Origin of the sequence: Mesorhizobium sp. M7A.F.Ca.CA.001.08.2.1 (assembly GCF_003998455.1) — a bacterium.
GTDB lineage: Bacteria > Pseudomonadota > Alphaproteobacteria > Rhizobiales > Rhizobiaceae > Mesorhizobium > Mesorhizobium ciceri.
Map to the genome: position 1 here is coordinate 1 of NZ_RZPW01000966.1, position 1,972 is coordinate 1,972.

2 protein-coding genes and 1 pseudogene are annotated in these 1,972 nt (G+C 63.3%); 1 reads left to right on the forward strand and 2 read right to left on the reverse strand.

What is annotated here, in order from left to right; translation table 11 throughout:
* Positions 1–100: 100 nt before the first annotated feature.
* Both EN914_RS33585 and argH read right to left on the reverse strand, forming a co-directional pair.
* Positions 101–307: a lipoprotein gene (locus tag EN914_RS33585; protein ID WP_013529409.1), complete on the reverse strand. Its 207-nt coding sequence runs from the start codon at positions 305–307 to the stop codon at positions 101–103.
* Between the two features lie 151 nt (positions 308–458).
* Complete coding sequence (gene argH, locus EN914_RS33590; RefSeq protein WP_032899293.1) at positions 459–1,859, reverse strand: argininosuccinate lyase; 1,401 nt, start codon at positions 1,857–1,859, stop codon at positions 459–461.
* A gap of 34 nt (positions 1,860–1,893) precedes the next feature.
* Between argH and EN914_RS40055 the strand changes: the two are divergent.
* A pseudogene (locus tag EN914_RS40055) lies at positions 1,894–1,972 on the forward strand (TlpA family protein disulfide reductase); the annotation flags it as partial.

Genomic DNA, 1,972 nt, shown 5'->3' on the forward strand with positions numbered 1-1,972 from the left:
GCATGGAGCACGCCGTCGCGGTAGTCGAAATGGTTCACGGGAGTGATTCCGGAAGTTGCGGCAAGATGAGATCGGGTTGGAAGGCCCCGCTCTCGTCGGCCTAGATCAGCGGGTCGAGGATGAACTTCTTGTCCTTGACCGGTTTTTCCGGCTCCGGCGGCACGGGCTGATGGGCCTTCGAGGCATCCTTGCGCGCCTGCACGGCCGCCTCATAGGGCGTGTCGAGACCGCCCCTCCTGCCGCAGGCCGAGACGGCCGCGATCGCCACCAGCAGCGTCAGCGTCACCAAAATCCTGCTTCCGGTCATCGATCCATCCGTCCGAAACGTTTGTCAGCCGCCGCTTTTAGCCGAGTTCTCGGCGCATTGCACCCCGAGATATTGCTCGTCGCAATATCTGGCGCAACGTCCGGATATTGCTGGTCGCATGTCCGGGATATTGCTGGCGCAACATCCGGCATTACGCTTTCGCCAGTCGCTTTTTCCAGGCGCGGATCTGCTTCCTCACTTCCGACGGCGCGGTGCCGCCGAAACTGGTGCGGCTCTTGACCGAGTTCTGCACCGCCAGCACTGAGAATATGTCGGCCGTGATGCCGGGATCGATCGACTGCAAATCCTCCAGCGAAAGCTTCTCCAGCCCCACCTTCTTGTCTTCGGCCAGCGCCACCGCCCGGCCGGTGACATGATGCGCCTCTCGGAACGGCAGGCCGAGCGTGCGCACCAGCCAGTCGGCAAGGTCGGTTGCTGTCGCGTGGCCGGAGCCGGCGGCCTTCTTCATCGCGGCTGCGTTGACCGTCATGTCCGAGACCATGCCGGTCATCGCCGCCAGCATCAGGTCGAGCGTCTCGGCGGCGTCGAATACCGATTCCTTATCTTCCTGCATGTCCTTGCCATAGGTCAAAGGCATGCCCTTCATCACCGTCAGCAGGCCGACCAGATGGCCGGTGACGCGGCCGGTCTTGCCGCGCACCAGTTCGGCGGCATCGGGATTCTTCTTCTGCGGCATGATCGACGAGCCGGTGGAAAACGAGTCCGACAGCCTGACGAAGCCGAATTGCGGCGTCGACCAGATGATGATCTCTTCGGCCAGCCGCGACAGATGCGTGGCGCAGATCGCGGCCATGGCAAGGAACTCGAGCGCGAAATCGCGATCCGAGACGCTGTCGAGCGAATTGCGCATCGGCTCGCGGAAGCCGAGCCCCTTGGCGGTCCGGTGGCGGTCGATCGGGAAGCTGGTGCCGGCAAGTGCGGCGGCACCGAGCGGGCTTTCGTCCATGCGTTCGATCGCATCCCGGACACGCGACAGGTCGCGCGAAAACATCTCGACATAGGCCATGCAGTGATGGCCGAAGGTCACCGGCTGGGCCGCCTGCATATGGGTGAAGCCCGGCATCACGGTCGCCGCATGCTCCTCGGCCCGCTCCAGCAACGCCTCAATCAACCCCTTCAACGCCTCGGCGACGCGAAAGCACTCGTCCTTGACCCAGAGCCGCAAATCGACCGCGACCTGGTCGTTGCGCGAGCGGGCGGTGTGCAGGCGGCCGGCCGCCGGGCCGATCAGATCGGCAAGGCGCGCCTCGATGTTCATGTGGATGTCTTCGAGCCGCGTCGAGAACTCGAAGCTGCCGGCCTCGATCTCTCTCAGGATCGTGTTCAGCCCGTCAGCGATTTTTTCTTGATCGGCCGCCGAAATAATGCCCGTTTGCGCCAGCATCTCGCTATGGGCGATCGAGCCTTTGATGTCCTGCGCATAGAGTTTGCGGTCGAAGGAGATAGACGCGTTGATCGCTTCCATGATGGCGGCCGGACCCGAGGCAAAACGTCCGCCCCACATCTGGTTGCTGGTTTTCTTGTCGCTCATGGCTATAACCCGTGCTTCGGAGCAGTTTTGAGAAATGGCAGACGGTAGTAGATTCTTCCCGGCCCCGCGCCTGATCCTCGCCGCCTTGGTGGCGGGCGCGCTGGCGGGGGCGG